Annotated in this window: 3 protein-coding genes; all 3 read left to right on the top strand. The window is 77.3% G+C overall.

The window, feature by feature from the left end; genetic code table 11:
• The first annotated feature begins 174 nt into the window (after positions 1–174).
• The 3 genes from AB0E96_RS40515 to AB0E96_RS40505 all read left to right on the top strand — a co-directional run bounded on the left by AB0E96_RS40515 (position 175) and on the right by AB0E96_RS40505 (position 2,081).
• Positions 175–588 carry a PPOX class F420-dependent oxidoreductase gene (locus tag AB0E96_RS40515; RefSeq protein WP_359831784.1) on the top strand — a complete coding sequence of 138 codons (414 nt, stop codon included), beginning with the start codon at positions 175–177 and terminating at the stop codon, positions 586–588.
• Positions 589–644: 56 nt separating this feature from the next.
• The gene (locus tag AB0E96_RS40510) at positions 645–1,589 is read left to right on the top strand and encodes a hypothetical protein (protein WP_359831782.1); all 945 of its coding nucleotides are present in this window, start codon (positions 645–647) and stop codon (positions 1,587–1,589) included.
• A 90-nt stretch (positions 1,590–1,679) separates the two neighbouring features.
• Complete coding sequence (locus AB0E96_RS40505) at positions 1,680–2,081, top strand: NTP pyrophosphohydrolase (protein ID WP_359831780.1); 402 nt, start codon at positions 1,680–1,682, stop codon at positions 2,079–2,081.
• The last annotated feature ends 136 nt before the right edge of the window (positions 2,082–2,217 follow it).

Below are 2,217 nucleotides of genomic sequence, written 5' to 3'. Positions count from 1 at the left end.
TCACCGAGCGCGGTCAGAGCGGTGTCGATCGCCTCGTACCGCACCGGCACGCCGGCGCGGCCCGCCGACACCGGTGGCGCCCCCGAGGGCGGTCGCGCCCTGCTCCGCTCCGCCCGCCCTCCCGGCGGACGACGGTAGCCGTCGGGCCTGCGGGCACCCCCTAGACTTCCGGCCATGACCACGCCCGACCCCTCCGCCGCGGACCGGCTCGCCCGGATCGTCCAGCTCTCCACCGGGAGCTACCTGCTCGTCACCACGTACAAGAAGGACGGCACCGCCGTGCCGACCCCGGTGTGGGTGGTGCGCGACGGGGAGGCGCTCGGGGTCTGGACCGTCGCGGACTCCTGGAAGGTCAAGCGGATCCGCAACCGCGCCGACGTCCTCGTCGGCCCCTGCGACGTCAAGGGCCGCCCGACCGGCGAGCAGTACCCCGCCACCGCCGAGCTCCTCGGCCCCGAGCGCACCGCCGCCTACCGCACCCTGCTGCGCCAGAAGTACGGCCTGCTCGGCGTGCTCACCCTGCTCGGCAGCCGGCTGCGACGCGGCGAGCGCGGCACCGTGGGCATCCGGATCACCCTCGCAGACTGAGCGCGGGGCGCGGGGGCGGGCCCGCCGGCCCCGGCCGGGTTCGGTAGCCTCCGGGGATGGCCTCCTCCGACCGCCCCGTCCGGCCCTTCACCCGGCTCGTCGACGGCCTCGTCCACGCCTACGCCCCCGCCGCCGAGACCGTGGGCGTCCTGTCGCCCGCCGCGGTCTTCCGGCCCGCCGCCGGGGACCGGATCCTCGGCCACACCGTCGCCGCCGACCTGGGGCGCGCCTACTGCGCGACGCCCGACGCCGTCGTCTGCCTGACGGCCGAGGGCGCGGAGGCCTGGCGCTCGCGGTTCGAACCGGCCGCGGACCACCGGTACGGCACCCACCCGGCCTGCGAACTGTCCGCGGACGGCCGGGTGCTGTGGGTCTACCGGCCCGACGAGCTGGCCGGCCGCGGCCGGCCGGACCAGTGGGTCGCCGTGGACGCCGCCACCGGGGCCGTCCTCGACCGCACCGACCTGGAGACGGCCGGGCACGGCGGCGTGCACCTGGTGCACCCGTCGAGCGGGGAGGTCCTCCTCGGCGTCGGTGAGGGGCAGGACGGCACGGTCGTCCACCGCGGCTCGCTGACCGGCGGCCGGTTGGACCTCGTCCGCTACCCCTGGGTCGACCGCTGCCTCGTCGACCTGTCGCCCGACGGGCACCGCTTCCTGACCGTCGACCACCAGCAGACCGACCTCGCGGTGCACGCCCACCCCGGGGGCGAGGTGCTGTTCACCCTGACGGTCGACGCCTTCGGGCACGACCCGGACACGGCCTGCCTGGAGTGGTGCGGCGGCTTCCTGACCCCGGACGTCCTGGTCGTCGCCCTGGTCGGCGAGACCGAGGACGAGGAGGAGTGGTTCCGCCACTACCGCGTCGACGCCCGATCCGGCCGTGTCCTGGGCGGGTTCGACGCCCGGGCGGCGGACGCGTACGACCTCCGTCCGCTCGGCGACGGCTCCTGGCTCACCGCCGACGCCTCGGGCCACCCCGTCCGCCGGGCCGCTTCCTGACGCGGCGCCCGGGGACCGCGGCCACCCCGCGGACTGCGGCCGCCCCGGGCATCGCGGGCGCCCCGCCCTCGGCGTGGCAGGCTGGCAACCATGGACGAGAACGAGGCCGCGCCGCCGCCCCTGCTGGTGGTGGACGGCGCGAACGTGGTCGGATCGGTGCCGGACGGCTGGTGGCGCGACCGGCGGGGCGCCGCCGAGCGCCTGCGGGACGCGCTGGTGGCCGTCGCCGGGCAGGGCCTGCCGGAGCACCCCGGCCCGCTGGAGGTGGTGCTGGTCGTGGAGGGCGCGGCCCGGGGAGTCGACGGCGTGCCCGGGGTGCGGGTGGTGGAGGCGAGCGGCAGCGGCGACGACCGCGTCGTCGAGCTGGTCCGGGCCGAGCGGGCCCGTCAGCCCGCCCGCTCGTGCGTGGTCGCCACCGCCGACCGCGAACTGCGGGCCCGGGTGGGCGCGTTGGGAGCCACCGTCACCGGGCCGCGCAGCGTGCGGCCGTAGCCGACGCCCTCGGGCCCGGCTCCGGCGGACCGACCTCTGCGCTAGGGCGTGTCTGACAATTGGCGTCGGATCAGCGTGCGGCGTTGGGGTGCGTGCATCGCAAGGCGGAGGAGGGAGCCACTGCGGAGCATTGGCG

The sequence above is a fragment of the Kitasatospora sp. NPDC036755 genome, assembly GCF_040636595.1.
Classification (GTDB): Bacteria; Actinomycetota; Actinomycetes; order Streptomycetales; family Streptomycetaceae; genus Kitasatospora.
This window is presented reverse-complemented; position numbering and strand designations above follow the sequence as displayed.

Bases quoted from the DNA above. Each gene is read 5' to 3' on its own strand.
- AB0E96_RS40515 (WP_359831784.1), top strand. From the start codon at position 175: ATGACCACGCCCGACCCCTCCGCCGCGGACCGGCTCGCCCGGATCGTC.
- AB0E96_RS40510 (WP_359831782.1), top strand. From the start codon at position 645: ATGGCCTCCTCCGACCGCCCCGTCCGGCCCTTCACCCGGCTCGTCGAC.
- AB0E96_RS40505 (WP_359831780.1), top strand. From the start codon at position 1,680: ATGGACGAGAACGAGGCCGCGCCGCCGCCCCTGCTGGTGGTGGACGGC.